This window comes from Cupriavidus sp. HMR-1 (assembly GCF_000319775.1).
Lineage (GTDB): Bacteria > Pseudomonadota > Gammaproteobacteria > Burkholderiales > Burkholderiaceae > Cupriavidus > Cupriavidus metallidurans.
This window is the reverse complement of record NZ_ANKP01000022.1, coordinates 45298-68140: the sequence shown is the minus strand read 5'-3', so window position 1 is coordinate 68140 and position 22843 is coordinate 45298. Positions and strand designations below refer to the sequence as shown.

General features: G+C 64.8%; 22 protein-coding genes. 15 read left to right on the top strand and 7 right to left on the bottom strand.

Features of this window, described 5'->3' with window-relative positions; translation table 11 throughout:
• Positions 1 to 111: 111 nt before the first annotated feature.
• Positions 112 to 1035, bottom strand: coding sequence for a catechol 1,2-dioxygenase (gene catA / locus D769_RS01710; protein ID WP_008641483.1), 924 nt, complete (start codon positions 1033 to 1035; stop codon positions 112 to 114).
• Between the two features lie 173 nt (positions 1036 to 1208).
• On the opposite strand from catA, the gene D769_RS01705 reads away from it, so the two are divergent.
• A complete protein-coding gene (locus D769_RS01705) occupies positions 1209 to 2126 on the top strand; it encodes a LysR family transcriptional regulator (RefSeq protein ID WP_008641481.1) in 918 nt (305 codons plus the stop codon).
• Here the strand turns inward: D769_RS01705 and D769_RS01700 are convergent, their stop codons facing one another.
• A complete protein-coding gene (locus D769_RS01700; protein ID WP_040010824.1) occupies positions 2127 to 3002 on the bottom strand; it encodes a LysR family transcriptional regulator in 876 nt (291 codons plus the stop codon). It abuts the gene before it with no gap.
• A gap of 173 nt (positions 3003 to 3175) precedes the next feature.
• Between D769_RS01700 and D769_RS01695 the strand changes: the two genes are divergently transcribed.
• The 4 genes from D769_RS01695 to pcaD are packed head-to-tail and all read left to right on the top strand — an operon-like array spanning position 3176 to position 6415.
• Positions 3176 to 4300 (top strand): muconate/chloromuconate family cycloisomerase, encoded by a 1125-nt coding sequence (locus D769_RS01695; RefSeq protein ID WP_008641478.1) that lies wholly within the window; start codon positions 3176 to 3178, stop codon positions 4298 to 4300.
• Positions 4301 to 4353: 53 nt separating this feature from the next.
• A complete protein-coding gene (catC, locus tag D769_RS01690; protein WP_008641477.1) occupies positions 4354 to 4632 on the top strand; it encodes a muconolactone Delta-isomerase in 279 nt (92 codons plus the stop codon).
• Between the two features lie 30 nt (positions 4633 to 4662).
• Complete coding sequence (locus D769_RS01685) at positions 4663 to 5649, top strand: tripartite tricarboxylate transporter substrate binding protein (protein WP_008641475.1); 987 nt, start codon at positions 4663 to 4665, stop codon at positions 5647 to 5649.
• Positions 5639 to 6415, top strand: coding sequence for a 3-oxoadipate enol-lactonase (gene pcaD, locus D769_RS01680; protein ID WP_008641467.1), 777 nt, complete (start codon positions 5639 to 5641; stop codon positions 6413 to 6415). The genes D769_RS01685 and pcaD overlap by 11 nt, the downstream gene beginning before the upstream one ends.
• A gap of 67 nt (positions 6416 to 6482) precedes the next feature.
• Here pcaD and D769_RS01675 read toward each other — a convergent pair whose 3' ends face one another.
• From D769_RS01675 to D769_RS01665, 3 genes are all read right to left on the bottom strand, one after another.
• On the bottom strand, positions 6483 to 7565 hold the full coding sequence (locus D769_RS01675; RefSeq protein ID WP_008641465.1) for a sodium/calcium exchanger membrane region: 1083 nt from the start codon (positions 7563 to 7565) through the stop codon (positions 6483 to 6485).
• A 117-nt stretch (positions 7566 to 7682) separates the two neighbouring features.
• Positions 7683 to 7880: a hypothetical protein gene (locus tag D769_RS01670; RefSeq protein WP_008641463.1), complete on the bottom strand. Its 198-nt coding sequence runs from the start codon at positions 7878 to 7880 to the stop codon at positions 7683 to 7685.
• A gap of 117 nt (positions 7881 to 7997) precedes the next feature.
• Positions 7998 to 8711, bottom strand: coding sequence for an SOS response-associated peptidase family protein (locus D769_RS01665; protein WP_008641461.1), 714 nt, complete (start codon positions 8709 to 8711; stop codon positions 7998 to 8000).
• Between the two features lie 231 nt (positions 8712 to 8942).
• Here D769_RS01665 and D769_RS01660 point away from each other — a divergent pair, with 231 nt between their 5' ends.
• Complete coding sequence (locus D769_RS01660; protein WP_008641459.1) at positions 8943 to 9674, top strand: BON domain-containing protein; 732 nt, start codon at positions 8943 to 8945, stop codon at positions 9672 to 9674.
• 28 nt (positions 9675 to 9702) lie between these two features.
• On the opposite strand, the gene D769_RS01655 is transcribed toward D769_RS01660, so the two are convergent.
• Entirely contained in the window at positions 9703 to 10788 is a 1086-nt protein-coding gene (locus D769_RS01655) for a helix-turn-helix domain-containing protein (protein ID WP_008641458.1), read from the bottom strand.
• Between the two features lie 174 nt (positions 10789 to 10962).
• Between D769_RS01655 and D769_RS01650 the strand changes: the two genes are divergently transcribed.
• The gene (locus D769_RS01650) at positions 10963 to 12216 is read left to right on the top strand and encodes a M20/M25/M40 family metallo-hydrolase (protein WP_008641457.1); all 1254 of its coding nucleotides are present in this window, start codon (positions 10963 to 10965) and stop codon (positions 12214 to 12216) included.
• Positions 12217 to 12286: 70 nt separating this feature from the next.
• On the opposite strand, the gene D769_RS01645 is transcribed toward D769_RS01650, so the two are convergent.
• Positions 12287 to 13213, bottom strand: coding sequence for a LysR family transcriptional regulator (locus D769_RS01645; protein WP_008641456.1), 927 nt, complete (start codon positions 13211 to 13213; stop codon positions 12287 to 12289).
• A gap of 372 nt (positions 13214 to 13585) precedes the next feature.
• Between D769_RS01645 and D769_RS01640 the strand changes: the two genes are divergently transcribed.
• The 8 genes from D769_RS01640 to D769_RS01605 all read left to right on the top strand — a co-directional run bounded on the left by D769_RS01640 (position 13586) and on the right by D769_RS01605 (position 22816).
• Complete coding sequence (locus D769_RS01640; protein ID WP_008641455.1) at positions 13586 to 14461, top strand: alpha/beta hydrolase; 876 nt, start codon at positions 13586 to 13588, stop codon at positions 14459 to 14461.
• 211 nt (positions 14462 to 14672) lie between these two features.
• Complete coding sequence (locus D769_RS01635) at positions 14673 to 15908, top strand: efflux RND transporter periplasmic adaptor subunit (protein WP_008641454.1); 1236 nt, start codon at positions 14673 to 14675, stop codon at positions 15906 to 15908.
• Positions 15909 to 16013: 105 nt separating this feature from the next.
• A complete protein-coding gene (locus D769_RS01630; protein ID WP_008641450.1) occupies positions 16014 to 19205 on the top strand; it encodes an efflux RND transporter permease subunit in 3192 nt (1063 codons plus the stop codon).
• A gap of 11 nt (positions 19206 to 19216) precedes the next feature.
• On the top strand, positions 19217 to 20698 hold the full coding sequence (locus D769_RS01625) for an efflux transporter outer membrane subunit (RefSeq protein ID WP_040010823.1): 1482 nt from the start codon (positions 19217 to 19219) through the stop codon (positions 20696 to 20698).
• Positions 20699 to 20848: 150 nt separating this feature from the next.
• A complete protein-coding gene (locus tag D769_RS01620; protein WP_008641448.1) occupies positions 20849 to 21244 on the top strand; it encodes a hypothetical protein in 396 nt (131 codons plus the stop codon).
• Between the two features lie 56 nt (positions 21245 to 21300).
• Entirely contained in the window at positions 21301 to 21765 is a 465-nt protein-coding gene (locus tag D769_RS01615; protein ID WP_008641447.1) for a DUF2127 domain-containing protein, read from the top strand.
• Between the two features lie 102 nt (positions 21766 to 21867).
• Complete coding sequence (locus D769_RS01610; RefSeq protein WP_008641446.1) at positions 21868 to 22158, top strand: antibiotic biosynthesis monooxygenase family protein; 291 nt, start codon at positions 21868 to 21870, stop codon at positions 22156 to 22158.
• 25 nt (positions 22159 to 22183) lie between these two features.
• A complete protein-coding gene (locus tag D769_RS01605; RefSeq protein ID WP_008641445.1) occupies positions 22184 to 22816 on the top strand; it encodes a CDP-alcohol phosphatidyltransferase family protein in 633 nt (210 codons plus the stop codon).
• The last annotated feature ends 27 nt before the right edge of the window (positions 22817 to 22843 follow it).

Genomic DNA, 22843 nt, shown 5'->3' with positions numbered 1-22843 from the left:
GCGGGGAAGGGGCCGGGACGCGCGGTGGTGGCGGGTCCCGGCGAATCAGATCGCTTTCTGCGGTCTCAGGCGGTCTTGGGCGGTCTTGCGCGGTGACCCTTGGCGCTGGCCTCAGGCGGCAGCGCGCATGCGGTCCACTTCGGAGGCCGGGATGTCGGTGGCCTCGCGCAGCAGGCGGAAGTCGAAGTCAATCGAGGCGAACGGCTTGCTCACGCCATGCTTGTCGAGCCGCGCGGCGTCCCCGACGCGCTCGACCGCCGGCACCAGACCATCGCGGCTGGCAAAGGCGAAGTCATCCCACAGGTACTCGTCGCCATCGATGTTGATCTGCGTGGTCAGCTTGCGATGGCCGGCGGCGGATACGAAGAAGTGAATATGTGCGGGGCGGCGGCCGTGGCGGGCCAGCAGGTTCAGCAGGCGCTGCGTCGTGCCCTCGGGCGGGCAGCCATAGCCCATCGGCACGATGCTGCGGAACTGGTAGCGGCCGTTGGCATCGGTGACGATCGTGCGGCGCAGGTTGAAGTGGGACTGGCTCTTGTCGAAGAACGAGTAGTTGCCAAGCAGGTTGGCGTGCCATACCTCGACCTTCGCACCGGCCAGCGGCTTGCCGTCGGTGTCGTAGACCGTGCCCTGCATGAACAGCACCTCGCCTTTGTTGTCCTCCGTGCCGTCGTCGAGCCGTGCGAAGCCGGTGGATTCGGGCGCGCCGGCTACATACAGCGGACCTTCGATCGTGCGCGGTGTGCCGCCGGTCAGGCCCGCGCGGGCTTCCGCCTCGTCGGCGCGGATGTCCAGGAATCGCTCCAGACCCAGGCCGGCGGCCAGCAGGCCCAGCTCGTGGGTGGCGCCTGCCTCGGCGAAATACTCGATGCCCTTCCAGACCTCGGTGGCGCTCAGATCCAGATCCTCGATCGCCTTGAACAGATCGGTGGTCAGCCGTACCACGACCTGTTGCACGCGTGCGTCCGGGGTGCCTTGCGTGGCGGTGTGTACGAGGAACTGCTTTACCAGCGCTTCGATGTCAGCGTGCGTCATGTCTCACTCCGAAATGTCTCTTTGGTGGGGGTCGAATGATCGGTTGGTTAATGCTCTGTGGGTATAAACCCGTATCGAGGATTGCCGTCCGACTTGTTGCGGAGCATAGTTCAGGGGTGTTTGGGCAGTCCAAGACTGATTGAGTATCCGGACGATACCTGTGAGGTATAGCGTTGGAATTGAGACATTTGAGGTACTTCGTGGCCGTGGCCGAGGAGCGCAACTTCACGCGCGCCGCGGAGCGGCTGCATATCGCCCAGCCCCCGCTGTCGCGCCAGATCCAGCAACTGGAGGAGTCGCTGGGCGTGTTGCTGTTCGAGCGCAACGCCCGGCCGCTCAAGCTGACCGATACCGGGCGCTTCTTCTACACCCACGCCCTGCAACTGCTGGCGCAGACCACCGAACTTGAGGCGATGATGCGCCGGGTTGGCAAGATCGAACGGGCGATGTCGATCGGCTTCGTGGGCTCCACGCTCTACGGCATGTTGCCGCGCATCATCCGCCGCTTCCGGACCGAACACGCCGAGATCGAACTGACGCTGCACGAGATGTCGACGATGGACCAGATCAAGGCACTCAAGGAAGGGCGCATCGATGTGGGCTTTGGCCGCATCCGGCACGAAGACCCGGCCGTCCGCCGTGTGGTGCTGCGCGAGGAACGCATGATTGTGGCCTTGCCGGTGGGGCATCCGCTGTCGATCGGCAGGAAGATGCTGGCGTTGCCGGATCTGCTCGAAGATACGCTGATCATCTTCCCGAAGGCGCCACGCCCGAGTTTTGCCGACCAGGTGCTGGCGGCGTTTCACGACCGCGCGTTGCGTCCGGGCCGCATCCACGAGGTACGCGAGTTGCAGATCGCGCTGGGGTTGGTGGCGATGGGTGAGGGCATCTCAGTGGTACCCAGCAGCGTTTACGGCCTCAAGCGTGACGATGTGACCTACGTTGAGCTTGATGATGCGAAGCTGGTGTCGCCGATCATCATGAGCATGCGCACACTGGACGAATCCGAGGACCTGCGTGCGATGCTGGACATGATCTACCGGCTCTACGAGGAAATCGGCATGGAGTACATTCCGCCGGCCCAGGAGTGACTACGCTTGCTGCAGGACCCATGCGATCGCGCGGGCCAGGTACGGCGAGGTGTCGCCCGAGCGGTAGCTCATGATCACGGGTGAGACGAAGCCCGGAGCGTTGATCGGCACATAGCGCACATCGTCACGATGCAGGCGCTGCACCGAGGACGGCACGAGCGTGATACCTAGCCCGGCGGCGACGAGGCCGAGCGCAGTCTGCAGTTCGTTGGCCTCCTGCACCACGCGGGGCTGCAACCCTTGGCCGCGGAACAGCGACAGCACATGATCGGCGTAGCTTGGCCGTGGCCGGGCAGGATAGAGGATCAGCGGCTGTCGGGCCAGCGCGTCGGCATCGAAAGGAGCGCTGGGGGTGGGCGCCGTGCCCGGGATCGCCGCCACCAGCGATTCGGCCATCACCACCTGCTGGACGATCGCCGGGTCGTTGAACGTGAGACGCCCGAAGGCCAGATCGATCCGCCCGGACTTGAGCGCTTCGAGTTGCTGTACCGTGATCATCTCGGTCAGGCCGACCTCCACCTGGCTATCGTCGCCACGCAGTTCGCGGATCAGCTCCGGCAGCACCCCGTACAGCACCGACGGAACGAAGCCGATGCCGAACCAGCGCTTTTCGTTGCGGCCGATGCGCCGCGTGCTCTCCAGCGTCTCCTCCAGTCGCTGCGTCAGTTGCAGCGACTGCTCGAGCAGGAAACGGCCCGCTTCGGTCAGCCTCAGGCCCCGCCCGACACGATCGAACAACGCCACGCCGACTTCTTCCTCGAACTGGCGGATTTGTCGGGAAAGTGGCGGTTGTGCCATATGAAGCCTTTCGGCCGCCCGTGTCACGTTGAGTTCCTGGGCAACCGTCTGGAAGTAGCGGAGGTGGCGGAGTTCCATGGTGATGGCGATCACGGTGGGTTTTCCTCTCTCCCGCAGGAAGGAGAGAGGCGAGAATCCTGGCATACCGAAAAGGTATGGAATGAGACATCTTCGGTCTTGGACGCCTAGCAAGTCAAGGTACATACTCCGTGCACGAGACTAATTTGCATGGAAAAGGTATGACAGCGGGTATGACAGCGACGATTTCTTCCATCGAGGCCATTCTGGTCGATCTGCCCACGATCCGGGCGCATCAGTTGGCCATGGCCACGATGCAGCAGCAGACGCTGGTGATTGTGCGGCTGCGCTGCAGCGACGGGATCGAGGGCATCGGTGAGGCCACTACCATCGGCGGCCTGTCATACGGCGACGAAAGTCCCGAGGGCATCAAGCTGACGATCGATACCTACCTGGCGCCGGCACTGGTCGGTCAGGACGCCACCAATGTCCACGCCGCGATGGCGCGCCTGAACAAGGTCGCGCGCGGCAACCGGTTTGCCAAGTCGGCGCTGGAATCGGCCATGCTCGACGCGCAGGGCAAGCGTCTGGACGTGCCGCTGGCCACGCTGCTGGGTGGCGCGGTGCGCGACACGCTGCCGGTGCTCTGGACACTGGCCAGCGGTGATACCGCACGCGATATTGAGGAAGCCGAGCGCTTCCTGGGGGAACGCCGCCACAACACGTTCAAACTCAAGATCGGTCGCCGCAGCGTGCGTGAGGACGTGGCGCATGTCTCGGCGATCAAGCGCGCGCTGGGCGATCGCGCCCGCGTGACGGTGGACGTGAACCAGGCCTGGAACGAAGCCGATGCCGCCACCGGCATTGCCATGCTCGAAGCGGCCGGCATTGACCTGATCGAACAACCGACGCCGCGCGAGCAACGCACGGCGCTGGCGCGTCTGGCCGCCCGTTTCGTGGTGCCGATCATGGCCGACGAAGCCGTGACGGGCCCCGAGGATGCAATGGAACTGGCGCGCCTGGGCGCCGCCGATGTGTTCGCGCTGAAGATTGCCAAGTCCGGTGGCATCTTCGGCATGTTGCGGACTGCGGCTGTGGGCGATGCGGCAGGTATCGCGCTCTACGGCGGCACGATGCTCGAAGGCAGCGTCGGCACAATCGCCGCGGCGCACGGCTTCTGCACGCTGCCGCAACTGGCATGGGGCACGGAATTGTTCGGCCCGCTGCTGGTGAAGGACGATATCGTTGTCGAGCGCCCTGTGTTCAAGGACTTCTCGCTGCATCTGCCGCAGGGTCCGGGGCTGGGTCTGGCAATCGACGAAGACAAGCTTGCGCACTATCGTCGCAAGTCCGCCTGATTGCCTGATTGGCCCACCACCTAACCGCATCCTTCAAGAACAAGGAGACCCCAATGCTGTTTCTCGTCAGGATGGACGTTCAGATTCCGCATGATTTGCCGGCTGCCGAGGCCGATGAGATCAAGGCACGCGAGAAGGCCTACTCACAAGACCTGCAGCGCCAGGGCAAATGGCAGGCGCTGTACCGCGTGGTGGGCGAGTACGCCAACTACAGCCTGTTCGACGTAGAGTCGAACGATGAACTGCACACGCTGCTGTCGGCGCTGCCGCTGTTCCCGTACATGAAGATCCACGTCACGCCACTGGCCAAGCACCCGTCGTCGATCCGCTGATCGGCGCGCTCACAAGAAGGAATGGAGACAATGAAGTCCTTGCTGCAACGGTCGAACGTTCTGTCGGCCGCCCTCGCTGCCACGATGCTGTTCGCGGCCGCCGCCCCCGCACACGCGGCCTATCCTGACCACCCGATCCGCTGGATCGTGCCGTTCCCGGCCGGCGGCGCGATGGACAACATCGCCCGCACGCTGGGCGAAGACATGTCGAAGACGCTTGGCCAGGCGATCGTGGTCGAAAACCGTCCCGGCGCGGGCGGAAACATCGGCGCCGAAATGGTGGCCCGCTCGCCGGCAGACGGCTACACGCTGATCATCGTCGCCAACGGCATGGCCGTGAACCCCGCGCTGTACGGCAAGCTCAGCTACGATCCGGTCAAGGATTTCGCGCCGGTGTCGCTGCTGGCCGTGGTGCCCAACGTGCTGGTGGCCAACAAGGCCAAGACGCCAGTCAAGACCGTGGCCGAAGTCATCGCGAGCGCCAAGGCCAGGCCGGGCAAGTACACGTATGCGTCGGCCGGCAACGGTACGTCGATCCACCTGGCGGGCGAACTGTTCACCTCGATGGCCCATGTGGACATGCTCCATATCCCGTACAAGGGATCGGGCCCTGCGATGACCGATCTGCTCGGTGGCCAGGTGGACTACATGTTCGACAGCATCACCTCGGCCAAGCCGCATATCGACAGCGGCAAGCTGACCGCGATCGCCGTCACCACCAGCAAGCGGTCGTCGGCATTGCCCAATGTACCGACGGTGGCCGAAGCGGGGCTGCCTGGCTATGAATTGTCGCCGTGGTTCGCGGCATTCGTGCCGGCCAAGACGCCGCAGCCCGTCATCGACACGCTGAACAAGGCCATGCTCGATGCCCTGAAGAAGCCGTCCGTGCAGCAGCGCCTGGCAGGCATCGGCGCCGAGCCGATCGGCAGCACGCCGGCTGCGCTGAAGGACCATCTGGCCAAGGAAACAGCCAAGTGGGGCACGCTCATTCGCGAGAAGGGCATTCATGCCGACTGAACCGACGTGCAGGCTCCATTACGTGATCGAGGGCGCCGCCGACAAGCCGGTGCTGGTGATGTCCAATTCGCTGGGCACCACGCTCGACATGTGGGGGCCGCAGATGGCGGCGCTGACCGCGCATTACCGGGTGCTGCGCTATGACACGCGCGGCCACGGGCGCTCAGCCTTGCCATCGTCGTCGTTCGGGATGCGCGAACTTGCTGAAGACGTGATCGCAATCATGGATCATGCCGGCATCGAGCGCGCGCACTTCTGCGGTCTGTCGATGGGCGGCATGACGGGAATGTACCTGGCGCGCCATCACGCGGGGCGTTTCGGACGTTTTGTGCTGGCGAACACCGCCGCGCTGATCGGCCCAGAGTCGGTGTGGAACACCCGGATCGAGACCGTGCGGCGCGATGGCATGGCGGCTATCGTCAACGGCGTGCTGGCTCGCTGGTTCACCGATCACTACGTGCTCACGCGTCGCGACGAGTACGAGCCGGTGCGGCGGATGCTGACGGGTACCAGCGCCGAAGGCTATGTTGCCAACTGCGCGGCCGTGCGCGACGCTGATCTGCGTGGATTGCTGCCGGGTGTTCAGGCGCCGGTGCTGGTGATTGCCGGCGAGCAGGACCTGGCCACTACCGCGGCCCAAGGCCAGGAGGTCGCCCGGGCGATTCCGGGCGCGGAGTATCTGGAGCTGGCTGCCGCTCACCTGTCCAACTGGGAACTGCCCGAGGCGTTTGGGAATGCCGTGATCGGATTCCTGCGGCAGAAGTAAACCGTCGCGTTTCGCCCCGCTTCCATATATGGGAGTGGGGCGAAAGACCGTACCGAAGACCGTACCCTTACGGAACGATCGTCAGGAACAGATACGCGGCGAAGATCACCATGTGCACCACGCCCTGGAGGATCGTGGTCCGTCCCATGCCCAGCGTCAGCGAGGCGACGATCATGGTCAGGAACAGCAGGACCATTTCCTTGGGGCCGAGCCCGAGTTCAAGCGGCCGGCTGAGCATGATGAACACGGCCGCCACGGTCGGAATCGTCAGGCCGATACTGGCCAGCGCGGAACCGAGCGCAAGGTTGAGGCTGGTCTGAATCCGGTCCGAACGTGCCGCGCGCAACGCGGCCAGCCCTTCAGGCAGCAGCACCAGCGCTGCAATCACCACACCCACCACGGCAGGAGGCAGCCCAGCACCCAATACGGCCGCTTCCACCGATGGGGACAGCAGCTTGGCCAGCGCCACCACGGCCACCAGGCAGACGACCAGCAGCACGCCACTGACTACCGCGACGCGCACCGGAGGCGGCGGCGCATGCTCGTTCTCGTCGCTGCTGCCTTCCACCAGGAAGTAGTCGCGGTGCCGCACCGTCTGCACGAACACGAAGCTGCCATAGAGCACCAGCGACATGGCGCCCGCGAAGGCGAGTTGCGACGGGGACAGCATGGGGCCCGGCGTTGAACTGGTGAAGTTGGGGAGCACCATGGTCAGGCCGAGCAGGGCAACCAGGATGGCCATCGCGGCATTGGCGCCGGGCGCCTGAAACGCCTGTTCGCGGTGATGCAGGCCGCCGACGAACAGGCAGACCCCGACGATCCCGTTGCAGATGATCATGACCGCCGCGAACACCGTGTCACGGGCGAGGCCGGCCTTTTCCGGCCCGGACGACAGCATCACCGACACGATCAGCGCCACTTCGATCACCGTCACGGCAATCGCAAGCACCAAGGTGCCGAATGGCTCGCCGACCTTGTGGGCGACGACCTCGGCATGGTGCACTGCGGAAAATACCGCGCCCGCCAGGGCCACGGCCATCACCGCGATCATCCACGACTGTCCCGTCAATAGAAGGCCCAGGCCGAACGCTGCCCAGGCAGCCAGCGGGGACCAGACGGTCCAAGCCGGCAGCTTGTTGGAAGTTGCCATCCCTTGTGTTCCTTTCTTTTTGTGGCGTGCAGAAGCACAGCGTGCACGCCAGACGGCGCGCGCGCAAGAGATATTCTGGCAACGAAGGGCGGCCACAGTTCCCGGCCGGGGCGAGTATCAGTCGCGCGGCAGTGGACGGGTAGCGGTGTCGAGTACTTCCGGGCCGGTGGCTGCTGGCTTGTTTCCCGGCGATTTCCTGGGCGGATCGAGGTTACTGTCCCGCAGGGCAGGATGATGGAGATAGATCCAGCGCGCGGCGATGATCACCGCGATGAGGAACGCAAGACCGTAACCGACAAAAGTGACCGAATTCATATTGTTCTGACCTGTTGGACAGCTCTGATGGCTGGTGCGGGCCAGTATGGTCAGGTACGGCTACATCCGACACCCTCACTCAGTAGGGCGCTCGCATCACCCGTTTGGGCGATGGCATCAGGGGGTGGAACCCTCGCCGGGGCCGTCCACGTCTTTCGACGCGCGGGCAGTCTTGTCTGTTGTCACTCTCACAATGGGATCTGGCGCGGTTGCCATGCTTTCCGCGGGGTAAAGACGCAGGAAGCTGCGGGCCAGTTCCGGGTTGCGGCAATGCAGCCAGTCGTCCCAGTCGGACGCCGGGACGATCACGATCGAGCGTTTTTCGGCGCCCGGCCGGTGCATCCGGCGCAACACTGGATGGGTCTCCGCGTTGATCGTGAGCATCGTGAAGGACAGGGTCTGGTCGGGCCACGTCCGCCAGAGCCCGGCGATGCCGAAGGCGGGGGCGTCGGGTAGCCAGATCTTCCAGCGCTCCGCCTTGCCCGGGTGCTCGGGCGTGCCGTCCTCGGGGTACGCATATTCGTAGAACGCGCTCGCGGGTACCAGGCAAAGCTGACCGTGCCGCCAGGCAGGCGCGAACGTGGGCTTTTCGCCGACGGTCTCGCTGCGTGCGTTGGTCGTATCGTAGCGGCGGCCACCGGGTGGGGTACGCTTGCGCGGCACCATGCCGAAGGTGGCCAATGCGCACTGTCGTGGTCCGTCCGGGGCGGCGTGGACGATCGGCGCGGCGTAGTCGGGCCAGGTTTCCTGCGGGTAGATCCCCGGAGGTGGCTCCACACCGAAGATTTCACGCAGGATTCGCTGCTGGACGGGGGCGTAGTTCGTGCACATGCGGGCGCTCCTGAGAGCCGGTCTGCCGCGTATCGTCCACGCTAAGGTGACACTGGTCAATATGTGCGCGCCATACGCGTGGTGATGCGCGGTGATGCGGCGGGGCGCTTCCTATAATGCCTAGGCGGACGCGGGGACTTCCGCCGGATGTCCCCGGCCGACGCGCTACACGTGCTTGCAGGCAGGGGCACGCATCCCACCATCTCCACGCCAAATGGGGAGATTGACATCATGCATAGTAGCGAAGCGGTGCTGACGCTGGCACGAGCCGCGTTGGCTCATGTGCCATATCAAGGCCACCATCTCCATCCCACCATCAACCTGCGCCTGTCCGACGGCGCGCTGATTCTCGAAGGCGAAGTTGCCGATATTGTCGACAAGACCCGTACCGCGGCCCAGTTGCGGCGTGTGGACGGCGTCACGATGGTGATCGATCACCTGCGCATTGCCAACGGCGGCACACAGATTGGCGACGGCGAGGTACGCGCGGCGGTCTGCGAGCGACTGCGGAGCGCGATTGATTTCCGGAACTGCAAGATCTGCGCGCGGGTCAAGGGCCAGCTCGAGCCCGTGCGCGAAGCGGTGGGCGAGCGCAGCGGCTGGCTGGAGGTCTCCGTGCATGACGGCGCTGTCACGCTCAATGGGCAGGTGATCAGCCTGTCGCACATGCGGCTGGCCGGCGTGCTGGCCTGGTGGTCACGCGGCTGCCGCTGCGTGATCAATGACATTGTGATTGCGCCGGCCGAAGCCGATAGCGATGAGGAGATCTCCGAGGCATTGCGGCTGGTGCTGGAAACCGACCCGTTCGTCGACGCAGCCCGCATCAGCGTCCGTACGGATCGGCGTGTGGTGACGCTCGATGGCTACGCGTCCAGCGATGGCGCGCGCAGGCAGGTCGAACGGGATGCCTGGTATGTGCACGGCGTGGAAAACGTCATCAATCACATCGCCCTGAGCAGTTAACGGTTCCGGCGATTCATCGCGGGACACTTCACGTCTGCGGCGCGGCGCGGCCACGTCGCGCCGCCTGGCCTTCTACACGCCAGTAACGGCGGCGCGTGCGCAACGCAAAGCGCGTGCGGTACTCCGACATCGACATCTGCATGGCGCGCTGAAACAGCCGCCGGAACGCCGCGGCATCGCTGTAGCCGCACGCTTCGGCGATGGCCTGCGTGCCGTGCAGCGTGACTTCGAGCAACATGCGCGCGCGCTCCACGCGCAGTCGGTGCAGGTAGTCGAGCGGCGTCTGCCCGGTGACCTGCCGAAAATGGCGCAGCAGCGTCCGCTCGCTGACGGCTGCCGCTTCGGCCACGGCGCCAAGCCGGTATGGCTCGTCGACGTGGGCCTGAAGCCAGCCAATGGCGCGATACACCGGGCTGTCCGTGGTTTTACCGAGCCAGCGTTGCGAAACCAGTTCCGGCACCCATTGCTGGCGTTCCTGCTGATAGAGCAGCAAGCGCGAGACGGTCTGCGCGAGGTCGGGGTCGTGCAGATGGCCCAGCACGCGAAGCATGAATTCGGTCAACAGCGCCGGGGCGACGCAATGGAACACGCGCTCGTGCAGGCCTATCGGCTCGTCCGAAGACAGGTCGCAACCCGGGAATCGCTGTGCCAGCGAGCTCTGGAACATCCATGGCGCCCCGCATCGCGCGCCGTCGAGCAGGCCCAGCGCAAGCGGGTAAACCACGCCCGAGTAGATGGCAGCCAGCCAGCCCCCTGCGTCCACATGACGCGCGATCGTACGTTGCGTGACGGTATCGTTCGTGACCATCTCGCTCAGATGCGGCGCGCTGTGGGCCATCAGCCCGGGCACGATCATCAGCGTCCGGCCATGGCGCTGGCCACGCCGGGCAGGTATCGCCTGCAGGCCCGGCAGCGGCGCGGGCAGTGCCCGGCCATTGCCTCCGATGATTTCCCACGTCAGCAGATTCGATTCGCCAGGCCGCTGCAATTGGGCGACGCCGGCCGCTGTGCGCAGCACGTCGAGCGCGCCGAACAGCGTGCCGGGCATCGCATCGGGCAGCCATAGCAGCTTGACGTGCAGCGGGTGATTGGACGTGGTAGCGGGATCGGCCATGCGTGGGGGCGAGAAGGACGAGAAGGACGAGAAGGACGAAAAAGGGAGAAAGAAGGGGAAAGGCGAGGAGCGAACGGGCTGTGGCGGGATCGGCTTTGGGAATGGCGATATTGAGCCTCCCCGCGAGATATCGCAAGGGCTACATTTGAGACTTCCATCAGAACAGGAGACGTCATGCTGCTTTCCCTTCGCCACCTTGCCATCGCCGCTGCTGCTGCCGTGGTCTGCAATGCCGCCGTGGCTGCCGGCGCCGATACCGGGTTGCTCGATGCCGCGCGATCCGCCCAGCCGGCCGTGGTGCAGTCCCTCAAGGACATGGTGTCGATAGAGTCGGGCAGCGCCAATATCGAAGGGCTCGACCGCATGGCGGACTACACGTCGAAGCGGCTCCAGGCGTTGGGCGCCAAGGTGGAGCGTGTGCCGGCAAGCTCGGGCAAGAGCCCGATCGTCAAGGCGACGCTGACCGGTACGGGCAAGCGCAAGATCATGTTGATTGCCCATATGGATACGGTCTATCCGGCCGGTATCCTCAAGACGCAGCCGATCCGTGAGGACGGCAACCGCCTCTACGGTCCCGGCATCGCCGACGACAAGGGCGGCATTGCGGTGGTCCTGCATTCGCTGGAAATCCTCAAGGCGCAAGGATGGAAGGACTACGCGCAACTGACCGTGCTGTTCAACGCCGACGAGGAAGTCGGTTCGGGCGGATCGGGCGAAACGATTGCGGCGCTGGCCGATCAGCAGGACGTGGTGCTGTCCTGCGAGCCGAACGTGGCCAAGTCTGTCGCCAAGTCGGAGTCGCTGCTGCTGGGCGCTGCCGGCACGGCGACTGCAACGATGCAGGTCAAGGGCCGCTCGTCGCACGCCGGCGCGGCGCCGGAGTTGGGTCGCAATGCGCTGATCGAACTGGCCTATCAGTTGCAGCAGACGCGTGATGTGGCCAAGTCGGTGCCCGGCTCTCAACTGAACTGGACCATGGCCAAGGGCGGCGACGTGGGCAACCAGATCCCCGAGTTGGCCAGTGCGTATGGCGATGTGCGTGTCACGGCCAATGGTGCCGCGCAGAAGCTGCAGACCGCGCTGCAGGAGAAGGTCAACGCGGGTCACCTGGTTCCCGATACGCAGACCACGGTGACGATGGAAGAGGGCCGGCCCGCCTATGTGGCTGACGCCCGCGCGAAGGACCTGGCCAAACGCGCGCAGCAGGTCTATGCGGAACTCGACGGCCGCTCGCTGCTGCTGATCCCCGGCACGGGTGGCGGCACGGACGCTGGCTATGCTGGGCGGTCGGGCAAGGCGGTGGTGCTGGAGAGCTTCGGCCTGTCTGGCTTCGGCTACCACGCTCGCGACGAATACGTGGAGCTCGATTCGATCGTGCCCCGTCTGTATCTGATGACGCGGATGCTGCAGGAGATCGGAAAGAACTGAGCGTATCGAATGCTGCGGCAAGGTTCCCTCTCCCGTGCTAACGGGAGAGGGAACAAGCAGGCGGTGACAACTACGCCGCTACCGCCTGCGGGGCCGCGCCGAAATGCGGATGGCGCGAGAACAGTTCCGCTGCCCAGTTCACGAAGACCCGCACCTTGGCCGACAGATGCCGGTTCTGCGGGTACATCGCCGAGATCGGCAATTCATCCGTCTGCCAGTCGCTCATCACCTCGACCAACCGGCCGCTGTTGACGTACGGTTCGGCCATCGCGCGCGAGATGCGGGCGATGCCATGGCCTTCGAGCGCGCAGGCCATGTAGACATCGGCATCGTTAGTCGAAATGGCCGATGGCAGCAACACCTCGGTGCGTTCGCCGCCGCGCGACAACGGCCAGGGCATTTCACGGCCGGTGCGGTTGGACAGGAAGTTGACCGCCTTGTGCTGTGCCAGCTCGGTCAGATTCTGCGGCGTGCCAACGCGACGCAGATAGATCGGCGACGCATAGAACGCCAGCTTCAACTGACCGATACGTCGCGCCACCATCGACTCGTCGAGCGCACCCACGCGCAGCACCACGTCCACGCCTTCCTTGAGCAGATCGATCGGCTTGCCATTGATGGTCAGCTCGAGCTTCAGGTCCGGATAGGCTTTGAAGAAGTCGTGCAGGTGCGGCAGCAGCACCATCTGCGCGAGCCCGCTCGTGGTGTCGACGCATAGCGTGCCGCGCGGCGAGTTGTTGTGTCGCGTAAGCGATTGTTCCGCTTCCTCGACGTCGGCCAGGATACGGACGCAGCGTTCGTAATAGGCAGCGCCATCGGTCGTCACGCTGATGCGGCGCGTTGTCCGATGCAGCAGCTTGACGCCCAGATGGGTTTCCAGATTCTGGATCAGGCGGGTGAGGGTGGCCTTTGGCAGGTCTAATGACTCCGCCGCACGCGCAAAGCTGCCGACATCCACCACCCGCGTGAATGCCTGCATGGAAACAAGACGATCCATGATTGAGAAGCTTTCGAAAGAAGTACGAGCTAGCTTGCGTTCAGAAGGATGTCTGGCGGGAATGGGTCCGCTGCATGTCAAGTGCGCGGCCTGGGTTTGCTGCCGGCGGTCCGCCAGTGGAGGCCGGAGCGGGGACGGGTGGAGGCTGGGGGCGTGGTGGACGCGCATGTTTCCCCAAACTGCGCGGCACCAAAGGACCGGAGTGAATCACATTTTGGGTGACCTTGCCAAGCATGTGGTTTCACTTCAGCGATTATTCCAACTCAGAAATAGTGCGTTGGCAATAGCTCGCTTTATCCCATCATCGTCAATCACCATAATTCGGTGCATCGCAACACAGTATCGACGACCCGTGCCGGTCGCCTGAACGCCATGACCAAGACCACCACAGCCCGTAGTTCCGCCGTGCAACCGGCCGCAGAACAGGGCGAACCGTACGTGGTGCAGCATATGGTCGTCAGTGGCGATCGGGAGATCAAGGTCTGCGTGTGTTACCCCGCAGGTTATTGGCCGTTGAGCGCAGGCTCGGCAACCTTGCCATGGCTGGTGTATCTCCATGCCGGTGGTTTTGTCGAAGGTGACGTCGAGGCAGCCAAGGAACTGGCGCGGGATCTGGCGGAGTCGGTCCCGGCCGTGGTGGTGACGCCGGGATACTCGCTGGCGCCCGAAAATCCGTTCCCGGCCGCGCCCGAGGACGCCGTGGCCACCGTGACGTGGGTACTGAAGCAGGCGAAGAAGCTCAAGGTCGACAAGCTGCGCTTCGCGCTGGTCGGCGAAGAGGCAGGCGGCAACCTGGCGATTGCCACGGCGCAGATGCTGCGGGATCGCGGCCTGCCGCAGCCGGCGGGCCAGTGGCTGATTCGCCCTGTCACGGACCCGTGCCTGTCGGCGATGTCTTCGACGCGTCAGGTGCCGATGGAAATGCTGCGCCGGCTGGCCTGCAACTATCGCGAATACCTGCCGACGCCGGCCGACAGCGTGCACCCGTATGCGGCGCCGGCGCTGGCATCGCGGATGTCCGGCCTGCCTGCCACGCTGGTGCAGGTGGCGGAACAAGACGCCTTGCGTGCCGAAGGTGAAGCCTTCGCCGCGAAGCTGGCCAAGGCCGGGATATCGGCCAGGGCCCTGATCATGCCCGGCGCCTGCGGCGACGGGGTGGAACAGTCCCATGAGAAGTGTCAGGCATGGGTCGAAGAAGGTGCGCGGTTCTTGCGCGATTGTTTCGCCAAGGCCGACGACGCCTCGTAACCGGTCCGAACACCGGCCGATACCGGGAGCATGACGGTATCGGATTCAACGGCCAGCGCCCTTTGAGGCTGGCAGCAGCAATCCCGTCCTGACTGGACGGGAACACCCCTGTATTCCCGATTTCCGGGCCACTCGGCTCGGCGGGCGGCGTTCGGCCTCGATTTTTGCTTTTCCAGTTGAAGAAACCCGACGAATCACGGAGTGAAGAAAAATGAATCAACAGTCTCGACGCACGCTGATTGCGATTGCCATCGTGGCGATCCTGGGCACCGGCGTGGCAACCTCGGTTCTGCGTCCCTGGCACGGCGGGGAAGCACAGGCCAATACCCCGCCGCCGGCACCGGCGGTGGAAGTGTCCGCAGCGGTCGGCAAGACCATCACCGAATGGGATGAATTCTCCGGCCGCATCGAAGCAGTGGACCGCGTGGAGATCCGTCCGCGTGTTTCCGGCACGATCGAAACCGTGCATTTCCGCGAGGGCTCGATTGTGAAGAAAGGCGATCCGTTGTTCACGATCGATCCGCGTCCGTATGCCGCCGAAGTGGCACGTGCCGAAGCCGCTTTGGCAGCGGCGCAGGTACGCGCGTCACTTGCGCAGACCGAGAAAGCCCGCGCCCAGCGCCTGCTGGACGACAACGCGATCTCGCGCCGCGAGTTCGATGAGCGGATCAACGCCGCCAGCGAGATGTCGGCCGACGTGCGCGGCGCACAGGCGGCGCTGGAAGTGGCGAAGCTGAACCTGAGCTACACGCGCATCGTCGCGCCGGTGTCGGGCAAGGTGTCGCGCGCAGAGATCACGGTGGGCAACCTGGTGGCCGCCGGCGCGGCGTCCCCGGCGCTGACCACGGTGGTGTCCGTGTCGCCGGTGTACGCGAGCTTCGACGTCGACGAGCAGAGCTACCTGCGCTACACGGCGCCGGGCGCCAGCGGCGGCAAGAATGATCTGCCGGTGTTCCTGGGGCTGGCCAACGAGGACAACACCCCGCACGAAGGCAAGATCCACTCGGTGGACAACCGGCTGGATACGCGCAGCGGGACGATCCGCGTGCGGGCGATCTTCGCCAATGAAGATGGCCGCCTGCTGCCGGGCCTGTACGCGAAGATCAAGCTCGGTGGCGGCACGCCGCATCCGGCTGTGCTGATCAACGATCGCGCCATCGGCACGGACCAGGGCAAGAAGTTCGTGCTCGTGGTGGATCAGGCCAACAAGCTCACGTATCGCGAAGTCGAACTCGGGCCGACGTATGAAGGGCTGCGTGTGATCCGCAAGGGCTTGAAGCCGGGCGAGAGCATCGTCGTCAATGGCCTGATGCGTGTGCGGCCAGGCGACACCGTTGCGCCGAAGCCGGTATCGATGGCCTTCCGCAGCGAGCTCGAACCGCGAGGCAACGCGCCGGACCGCAAGCAGGCAGCGGAAGAGAAGGCCGACAAGCCCAACGTGAGCTAAGCAACCCAGTCTAGCCAGACACAGACAATTTCCCCCCTTCGTGGCATCGAATGGCGTCCGCTTGCGAGCGGACCGCCAGGGGGGGCTGTTTTCGCCGAGACCAAGATGAATCTCTCGAAATTCTTTATCGACCGCCCCATTTTCGCGGGTGTGCTATCGGTGCTGATCTTCCTGATCGGCGCCATATCGATGTTCAAGTTGCCGATCTCGGAGTACCCGGAAGTGGTGCCGCCGTCGGTGGTGGTGCGCGCGCAGTTCCCGGGCGCCAACCCGAAGGTGATCGCCGAGACCGTGGCCACGCCGCTGGAAGAGCAGATCAACGGCGTCGAGGACATGCTCTACATGAACTCGCAGGCCAACAGCGACGGCACGCTGACGCTGACGGTGACCTTCAAGCTGGGCACGGACCCGGACAAGGCCCAGCAGCTCGTGCAGAACCGCGTCTCGCAGGCCGAGCCGCGCCTGCCCGAGGACGTGCGTCGCCTGGGCATTACCACGGTCAAGAGCTCGCCTGACCTGACCATGGTGGTGCACCTGGTCTCGCCGAACAATCGCTATGACATGACGTATCTGCGCAACTACGCGCTGATTAACGTCAAGGACCGCCTGGCGCGTATCCAGGGCGTCGGTCAGGTGCAGATGTTCGGCTCGGGCGACTACTCGATGCGTGTGTGGTTGAACCCCGACAAGATCGCCGAGCGCCATCTGGCGGCCTCGGACGTGGTCAAGGCCATCCGCGAGCAGAACGTGCAGGTGGCAGCCGGCGTGATCGGACAGTCGCCCTCGCTGCCGGGCACCGATCTGCAACTGTCGGTCAACGCGCAGGGCCGTCTGCAGACGGTGGAAGAGTTTGGCGACATCATCGTCAACACCTCGCCGGACGGCGCGGTGACGTACCTCAAGGACATCGCCCGCGTAGAGCTGGGTGCCTCCGAGTACGCACTGCGTTCGCTGCTCGACAACAAGTCCGCCGTGGCGCTGCCGATCTTCCAGGCGCCGGGGTCGAACGCGATCCAGATCTCGGACGATGTGCGCAAGACGATGGCCGAGCTGAAGGCGAACATGCCGGAGGGCGTGGACTACAGCATCGTCTATGACCCGACCCAGTTCGTGCGCCACAGTATCGAGGCGGTGACGCACACGCTGTTCGAGGCCATCGCGCTGGTGGTGCTGGTGGTGATCCTGTTCCTGCAGACCTGGCGCGCGTCGATCATTCCGCTGCTGGCCGTGCCGGTGTCGATCGTCGGCACGTTCGGGCTGATGCACGCGTTCGGGTTCTCGATCAACGCGCTGAGCCTGTTCGGTCTGGTGTTGGCAATCGGTATCGTGGTGGACGATGCGATCGTGGTGGTGGAGAACGTCGAGCGGAATATCGAGGAAGGGTTGTCGCCGAAGGAAGCCACGTACAAGGCCATGCGCGAGGTAAGCGGCCCGATCATCGCCATCGCGCTGACGCTGATCGCCGTGTTCGTGCCGCTGGCATTCATGACTGGCCTGACCGGGCAGTTCTACAAGCAGTTCGCGCTGACGATCTCGATCTCGACGATCATCTCGGCGTTCAACTCGCTGACGCTTTCGCCCGCGCTGTCCGCGCTGCTGCTCAAGAGCCACGACGCGCCGAAGGATTGGCTGACGCGCGCCATGGACAAGGTGCTCGGCAAGTTCTTCGTCCGCTTCAACCAGTTCTTCCGCCGCAGCTCGGACAACTATGGCCGGGGCGTGAAGGGTGTGATTCGTCGCAAGGGCTCGGTGTTCGGCGTGTACGCGCTGATGCTGGTGGCAACCTGGGGCGTGTTCCAGATGGTGCCGAAGGGCTTCGTGCCGGCGCAGGACAAGCAGTACCTGGTGAGCTTCGCCAAGCTGCCTGACGGCGCGACGCTGGATCGCACGGAAGACGTGATCCGCCGCATGTCGGATATCGCGCTCAAGCATCCGGGCGTGGAGTCGGCGGTGGCATTCCCGGGCCTGTCGATCAACGGCTTCACCAACAGCCCGAGCGCCGGCATCGTGTTCGTCACGCTCGATCCGTTCGACAAGCGCAAGAGCAAGGAGCTGTCTGGCAATGCGATCGCGGCCGATCTGAACAAGCAGTACGGCTCGATCCAGGACGCCTTCATCGCGGTGTTCCCGCCCCCGCCGGTGCAGGGCCTCGGTACGATCGGCGGTTTCAAGATGATGATCGAAGACCGCGCCGCGCTGGGCTATGACGAACTGTTCAATGCGACCAACGCGTTCATGACCAAGGCGCGCGCCACGCCCGAACTGGCCGGCATCTTCAGCAACTATCAGGTGAACGTGCCGCAGCTCGACGTGAAACTGGACCGCACCAAGGCCAAGCAACTCGGCGTGCCCGTGACCGACGTCTTCGACACGCTCCAGACCTACCTCGGCTCGGCGTACGTCAACGACTTCAACAAGTTTGGTCGCACGTACCAGGTCAAGGTGCAGGCCGATGCGCAGTTCCGCCAGCATGCAGAGGACATCCTGCAACTGAAGACGCGCAACGTGAGTGGCGAGATGGTGCCGCTGTCGTCGCTGGTGCAGGTCAAGCAGAGCTTCGGCCCCGACAGTGTGATCCGCTACAACGGCTTCACGGCTGCCGATATGAATGGTGGTCCGGCTCCTGGCTTCTCGTCGGGTCAGGCGCAGGCCGCCGCCGAGCGGATCGCCGCGGAGACGCTGCCCAAGGGTATCGGCTTCGAGTGGACCGAGCTGACGTACCAGGACATCCTGGCCGGCAATGCGGGCGTCTGGATCTTCCCGCTGTGCGTGTTGCTGGTGTTCCTGGTGCTGGCCGCCCAGTACGAAAGCCTGACGCTGCCGCTGGCGGTGATCCTGATCGTGCCGCTGAGCCTGCTGGCTGCCATGACCGGTGTGTGGCTGACCCGTGGCGACAACAACATCTTCACCCAGATCGGTTTCATCGTGCTGGTGGGGCTATCCGCGAAGAACGCGATCCTGATCGTCGAGTTCGCGCGTGAGCTGGAGCATCACGGCCGTACGGTGGTGCAGGCCGCGATCGAGGCCAGCCGCCTGCGTCTGCGCCCGATCCTGATGACGTCGTTCGCTTTCATCATGGGTGTAGTGCCGCTGGTGGTGTCCACCGGCGCCGGCGCGGAAATGCGCCATGCGATGGGCGTGGCCGTGTTCGCGGGGATGCTGGGGGTGACGTTCTTCGGCCTGTTCCTGACGCCGGTCTTCTATGTGGCGCTGCGTTTGCTGGCCACGCGTGGCCAGCGCCGGAAGGTGGCTGAGCAGCCTGCAACGGCGTCGCAGCCGGTGGTATCGGCAGAATAAGGGTGAACAATATGAATAACGCAATGAAGCTGGTCTTGCCGAAGCTGGGTATGCTGGCCGCCGCGCTGGTGCTGGCGGGCTGCTCGCTGGCACCGACTTACAAGGTGCCCGAGACGCCCACCGCATCGACGTTCAAGGAAGCCGAAGCCGCCGCTGCGGAAGGCGCGCAATGGAAGACAGCGACACCGGCCGAGGGCCTGCATCGCGGTGAATGGTGGAAGGTCTTCGGCGACGCCGATCTCGATCGCCTGATCGACGCGGCCAACACCTATAACCAGGACCTCGCTGCGGCTGCGGCGCGCCTGAAGCAGGCGCGTGCCTTCACGGGGGCGACCGAGGCGGACCTGTACCCGCAATTGAGCGCGGGGTTCAGTCCGACGCGCGCGCAGCTCTCGGCAGCCTCGCAAGGCTTGCCCGATGGCACGCGGGTGCCGCCGCAGACCGTGTACCAGGCGCGTCTGATCGCCAACTACGAGCTTGATCTCTTCGGCCGCGTGGCCAACAGCGTCAATGCAGCACGCGCCGACGAGCAGGGCGCCGAAGACCTGTATCGCTCGGTGCAACTCGCGCTGCAGGCCGATACGGCGCAGGCGTACTTCGCGCTGCGCACGCTCGATAGCGACCGGGATCTGCTCAACGCGACGATCAAGCTGCGCGAGGACGCGCTGACGCTGCTGCGCAAGCGCTACGAGGCGGGCGAAACGACCGATCTCGATCCGGCCCGCGCCGAGGCCGAGCTTGGCACGGCCCGCGCCGATCTGGCTGGGATCGAGCGCCGTCGTGCCAACCAGGAGCACGCGCTGGCCGTCCTGACCGGAGTGTCGCCGTCGCAGTTCGCGCTGGCGGCGCGGCCGTTCGACACGCCGCCGGTTGCGGTTCCCGCCGGCTTGCCGTCGGAACTGCTCGAACGTCGCCCCGATATCGCCGCGGCGGAACGCCAGATGGCGGCTGCCAACGCGCGGATCGGTGTGGCAAAGGCGGCGTTCTTCCCACGCATCTCGCTGACGGCACTGTTCGGCTTCGAGTCGTCGGATATCTCGAACCTGTTCAAGTGGTCGTCGCGCGCATGGTTGCTTGGGCCGCTGGTGGGTTCCACCGTTGCCCAGACCGTGTTCGACGGTGGCCGCAACAGCTCGAACCTGGCCGGCGCGCGCGCGGCGCACGAGGAAAGCGTGGCGCGATATCGTCAGACCGTGCTGGTGGCGTTCCGCGAGGTAGAGGACAGCCTGGCCGACGTACGCTGGCTGAGCCAGCAGGGCACGGCGCTGGACAGTGCATTGGCCGGCGCGAAGCGCGCGCAGCGCACTTCGCGCAGTCGCTATGACGCGGGCGCGGTGGACTACCTCACTGTGATCGACGCGGACCGCACGGTGCTGCAATCGCAACGCGATGCCAACGCGGTGGCCGGTCTGCGGGCGGCGGCAACGGTGTCGCTCGTGCGTAGCCTCGGTGGCGGTTGGGGCCCTCTGCCGGAGAATGTGGCGAAGAACTGAGAGCCGTACGCCGCAGGTAACATTTGGCGGCAATTTCACGCTGGCGTGGCGTTTCCGGAGCACTACACTGGAAACGTCGCGCCAGCTTTCGTTTGGAGGGCCCATATGCGACATCGAACAAGATCACATAGCGGTACGAATCCGCTTGCGATGGCGGTCGCCGTTGTCGCCGTTGCCGCCGTTGCATTTGGCATGACGGTGTCATGGCCCGCCGACGCGCAGCCGGCGAACACTGGCCCGATCATCGTCGGCGGATCGGCGCGGGTCGAAGGGCCGGCCACCATCATGGGCACGCTCCGCGTTGACGGCAACGTCTTCGCCAATGGCCCGCTCACCGCAGACTGGTTTGCCTCGCCTGGCGGCTATGGCCGCCCTTCCTCCCAGGGCTTGCTCAAGGTGTTCCATGGTCCGCTGACCGTGCAGGGGCCAATGGCGGTGCACGGCGACCTATACGTCAACGGCCCCTTGACCGTGAATGGCGCCCTGGAGGCCGCCGGCAATATCAACGCAAACGGACCGATGGTCGAACGGCAGGGCGGACGCTAGCGCCGCCGCCCGGATGACAGCACAATGGCGGCTTCGCACATTTCATCGATTCCGCCATGGCTCACTCCGGCTCGCCACTGGGGCTCAAGGGTATTGCACTGTTCGAAGCCGCCAAGGGGGCGCTCGTCATCCTGGCCGGTGTCGGCCTGATGGCGCTGCTGCACCATGATGCGCAGGAAATCGCCGAGACCATCATCCGGCGGATACACATCAATCCCGCCAGCCACTATCCCACCATCTTCCTGTCCTTGCTGGCGAACCCAGGCGATGGCCGTCTCTGGGCCATCGGCGGGTCCGCGTTCGTCTACGCGCTGATGCGGTTTGCCGAGGCCTATGGCCTGTGGCGGGGGCTGGCGTGGGGTAACTGGATCGGTGTCTGGTCCGGTGCCATCTATATTCCAGTGGAGCTTTACGAGGCGATCCGGCATCCCACATGGCTGCACGGCGGCCTGGCCATTGCGAATGCGCTGGTGGTCGTTTATCTTGCGCAAGGCCTGGCCCGGCACAAGGTCAGTGGCTGAGCCAGCCATGCGAATCTGCTAAGGTAGACGCCATGTGGCGCACGCCGGCGCCGCGCACCGTATCAGACTCCCGTCGACGAAGAACCTGAAGAGAGATCCATCATGATTCACGAAATCGCCCAGATCACCATCAAGCCCGGCATGGAAGCCCAGTTCGAGGCCGGCGTGGCGCAAGCCAAGCCGCTGTTCCTGCGCGCCCGCGGCTGCCACGGCCTGAACCTGCAGCGTTCGATCGAGGAGCCGTCGCGCTACACGCTGGTGGTGGCGTGGGAGACCGTGGAAGACCATATGGTCCATTTCCGCGAATCGGACGACTTCCAGACCTGGCGCAAGCTCGTGGGCGACTGCTTCGTCGCGCCGCCGCAGGTGCATCACGTCAATACCGTCATCTGATCACTGCTTCAACCGGACCGATTCCATGTCGACGCCTCAACCGCGCCCCCGGCATTTCTCGATGCTGCGCGATCTGCAACTGGCCGATTTCTTCACGCTGGCCAACGCGGCGTGCGGCATGGGTTCGGTGTTCTTCGCCATGTTCTTCGTGGCGGAGCCTTCGCTCCGGACCTTCTATATCGCGGCGGCGCTGGCGCCTGCCGCGTTCATCTTCGATGTGCTCGACGGACGCATTGCCCGCTGGCGCCACGCGCATTCGGCGCTCGGCCGGGAGCTAGACTCGCTCTCCGACATCATCTCGTTCGGCGTCGGCCCAGCCACGCTGGCGTTTGCGGCCGGCATGCGCGGCGGCTGGGATCTGGTGGCGCTGATCTACTTCGTCTGCTGCGGCGTGAGCCGTCTTGCCCGATTCAATGTCACCGCCGAGTCGATGGCCGAGGGCACCGGCAAGGTCAAATACTTCGAGGGCACACCGATTCCGACCAGTGTCGTGCTGACTGGCGTGCTGGCCTGGTGCGCATCCCAGGGCGGGATCGGCGATGCGCTGTTCGGTGGCGCGTGGGAGATTGGCCCCGGCACGCTGCATCCGATGGCGCTGCTATTCGTGCTGTCGGGCTCGCTGATGATCTCGAAGACCCTCCGTATTCCTAAGATCTGATCGTCTTTCTCCCGCGAGTGTCGTCAG